The following is a 3,677-nucleotide window of genomic DNA, read 5'->3' on the forward strand; positions in this document are numbered from 1 at the left end:
CTCGTCCATGAAGCCCTTGGGCGCGATCACCTGCACCTTGCCAGACGCCAGTTCGGCCGGGCTGATCACGCCGCCAACCCCGGCGAAATGGTCGCTGTGGCTGTGGGTGTAGAGCACAGCCAGAACCGGCTTGTTGGCAACATGCTTCTTCAGCAGATCAAGCGCTGCCGCGGCCACCTCGCTCACCGTGAGCGGATCGATCACGATCCAGCCATTGGGGGTTTCGACGAACGTCACGTTGCTGTTGTCGAAATTGCGCACCTGGTAGAGGCCGGGCGCGATCCGGAACAGGCCCTCGCTGCGCAGCACGCGGTTCTGTCGCCACAGCGCCGGATTCACCGTTTCGGGCGCCGGCCCGTCGATGAAATCATTGCCGGCGAGATCAAAACTGGGTTGGCCATTGGCCTGGCGGATGATGGCCTCCGGCCAGGTGGCAATGAAGCCACGCCGGGCAAACTCGAAATCCTGCCCATCCTCCGGCGGCAAGCTGGCCGCGCGGGCGGGCCGGGCCGGCCGCGTGGCAGCGGTGGCCGGCTTGGCGGCGGGGACGGGCGGCGTTTGGGCCGCCGGTTGCGCCAGCGTGGGCATCGCCAGCATCGCGATCGCCAGTATCGTCGTCCGTTTCCGTGCGTGGGACATGGTCCTGATTTCCCCTTGGCGTGTTTTGTTCATTGTGTGCCCGGTGTCGACCGGGGCTGGAGGATGGCATGAAGGCCGATTATGTGATCGTGGGTGGCGGTTCTGCAGGCTGCGTGCTGGCCGCACGACTGTCGGAGGACCCGTCCGTTTCCGTCATCCTGATTGAGGCCGGTGGCAACGGGCGCGACTTCCTGGTGTCGATGCCCGCCGGCTATGGCCGCACGGTCAAGCAGTTCGGCCACAGCTGGCATTATCACAGCGCGCCAGAACCTGGCCTGGGGGGCCGCACCATGCTTGTGCCGCGCGGGCGCGGCCTTGGTGGCTCCTCCAACATCAACGGCCTGATCTATGTCCGCGGCCAGGCCGAGGATTATGACAGCTGGAGCAATCTGGGCGCGATCGGCTGGGGCTGGGCTGATGTCGCCCCGCTGTTCCGCCGGGCCGAACATTTTGCCGGTGGCGGTTCCGATATGCGCGGCGGGTCTGGCCCGCTGCGGGTTGAGGAAGTGGTCCACCGCGATCCGACCAATGACGCCGTGCTCGCCGGCTTTGCCGAACTGGGGGTCCCGGCCACGGCAGACTATAACGGGGCGGATCAGCACGGCGCCTTTTATTACCAGACCACCATTCACGATGGCCGTCGCTGCTCTGCGGCGGATGCCTATCTGCGGCCGGTCTTCAATCGCCCGAATCTCACGGTCCTCACTGGCCATCTCGCCCGCCGCGTGGCCATGGAGAGCCGGCGGGCCGTTGGCGTGGAGGTGGCCGGGCCAGGCGGCAACCAGATTGTGTCTGCCACGCGGGAGGTGGTCCTGGCGGCGGGCACCTACCATAGCCCCAAACTGCTGATGCTGTCGGGGATCGGGCCGGCTGCCGACCTCGCTGCGATGGGCATCACGCCCCTGCACGACAGCCCACAGGTTGGTGCGAACCTGCAGGATCATTTCATCCTGACGATGTGCTGGCGGCTGCGCGATGACGCCTTCAGCTTCAACCGGGAGCTGTCGGGGTTTGGCCTGGTTCGCAACATGATCAACTATCTGGTGCGCCGCCGTGGCGCCATGACGATCCCGGCCGCCCAGACCGGCGCATTCGTGAAATCGGATCCGGTGCTCGATCGGCCCGATCTGCAATTCCATTGCCTGCCGGTTTCCGGAGATCTGGGGGCGGCGGCCGATGGCGGCGAAGTCAGCCTGTCGCCCTGGCCCGGGCTCACCCTGGCGCCCTGTGTGCTGCGCCCCGAATCCCGCGGTCATGTCCGTCTGGCCAGTGCCGATCCCGAAGCCGTGCCCCACATTGTCCACAATTACCTCACCGCCGAGCATGACTGCCGCCTTTCGGTGCAGGCCATGCGCCTGGCGCGCGCCCTGGCAGCCACAGCGCCGCTGGCCGCCCTCGGCGCTGTGGAACAATGGCCCGGGGATCAATGCGCCAACGATGCCGCGCTGCTGGATCATGCCCGGCGCTATGGCAACACGGGCTATCACCCGGTTGGCACCTGCCGGATGGGGATCGACGACAACGCCGTGCTTGATCCCCAACTGCGGGTGCGCGGGGTCACTGGTCTGCGTGTGGCCGATGCATCGATCATGCCCCGTTTGGTGTCGGGCAACACCAATGCAGCGGCGATCATGATTGGGGAAAAGGCGGCCGACCTGCTGCGCGCGCGCTGATGTCGGCTCGAGAATCATGCAGGTGACCCGGCTAGCGAAAACGCATATGTTTGTTCGTATCGCATATGGATATTAGTATGCGTAAAAAAAGAAGCACATCAAGGCGCAATCGTTGATGCAGGGGAGGGTATGGGATGGCACACCAGTTCCATCTTGCCGATTTGTTCGAAACCGTTGCAGCGGCCGTTCCCGATCGGATCGCCTTGATCACCCGGTCGCAACAGATTGGCTTTGCCGAACTTGACGCCCGCACCACCCGCATCGCCGCCGGGCTTGAAGCGCATGGCGTTGGCCGCGGCGATCGGGTTGGCCTGTTTCTCCACAACCAGATCGAGCATCTGGAGGCCTTCATCGCTGCCATCAAGCTTGGTGCCATCCCGTTCAACGTCAATTACCGCTATGGCGAAGACGAGTTGGCCTATCTGTTTGACAATGCCGGCGCCGCTGGCGTGATCCACGGCGCCCGATGGACAGACCTGATGGCGCGGCTACAAGCCCGCCTGCCGGGGCTGCGCCTTGCCGTCGCCGTGCCCGATGGGTCCGGCGTGGCCGATGTGCGATCGCTGCCTTGGTCGGCGCTCCAGAGCGCGCCCGCGGGTCGCACCACCTGGCCGCGCGACGAGGCTGACATCCTGCTCACCTATACGGGCGGTACCACCGGCATGCCCAAGGGCGTGATGTGGCCCCATCGTGCGTTCTTCTTTGCCTGCGCCGGGGGCGGCGGCTTCTTCAACACGCTTGGCCCGGCGCAGCAGCCGGCCGATATCGCCAGCCGGGCGGCCAATGCCTATCCCTTGCGCATTTTTCCGGTGGCGCCGCTGATGCATGCGGCCGCATTGTGGACGGTGTGGTCTGCCTTGCTGAACGGCGTGACCGTGGCGCTCGACGACAGCGCGGCCTTTGATCCGGCGACTGTGTGGGAAACGGCCGCGATGCTCAAGGCCAACATCGTCCAGGTGGTTGGCGATGCCATGGCGATACCGCTGCGCGATGCCTTGGCCAGCAATCCCGGCCGCTGGGATCTGTCAGCGGTCGTGAGCTTTGGTTCTGGCGGCGCTGTGTTTTCCGGCCATGTGAAGGCGGATCTGCAGCGTCTTCTGACGGGCGCTGCGATCACCGATGGTATGGGGTCCTCGGAAACCGGCATTGCCGGCACGGCGGCGCCCAGCAGCGAGGGGCTGATGCGGCTTCAGGCAAGCGAGAGCCAGCAGGTTGTGTTGGGCGACCGTTTTGGCGAGGTGGGCGAGATCGGGCTGGTGGCGCGCTGCGGCAACACGCCGGTGGGCTATTATGGCGATCCGGCCAAAACGGCCGAGGTGTTTCGCCCGATCAATGGCCGATTGTGGGCCGTGAGCGGCGACACCG

The 3,677-nt window shown here is 65.6% G+C and carries 3 protein-coding genes; 2 read left to right on the forward strand and 1 reads right to left on the reverse strand.

Annotated elements, in window-relative coordinates:
• Positions 1 to 639, reverse strand: a 639-nt coding sequence (locus RT662_RS07425) for an MBL fold metallo-hydrolase (protein ID WP_313670073.1), incomplete at its 3' end; no start/stop codon positions are given.
• Positions 640 to 707: 68 nt separating this feature from the next.
• Here RT662_RS07425 and RT662_RS07430 point away from each other — a divergent pair.
• Positions 708 to 2,312, forward strand: coding sequence for a GMC family oxidoreductase N-terminal domain-containing protein (locus tag RT662_RS07430; RefSeq protein WP_313670074.1), 1,605 nt, complete (start codon positions 708 to 710; stop codon positions 2,310 to 2,312).
• Positions 2,313 to 2,446: 134 nt separating this feature from the next.
• On the forward strand, positions 2,447 to 3,677 hold a 1,231-nt coding region (locus tag RT662_RS07435), incomplete at its 3' end, for an AMP-binding protein (protein WP_313670075.1).

Origin of the sequence: Sandarakinorhabdus sp., from assembly GCF_032115815.1 — a bacterium.
In the GTDB taxonomy this organism is placed as follows: Bacteria; Pseudomonadota; Alphaproteobacteria; order Sphingomonadales; family Sphingomonadaceae; genus Sandarakinorhabdus.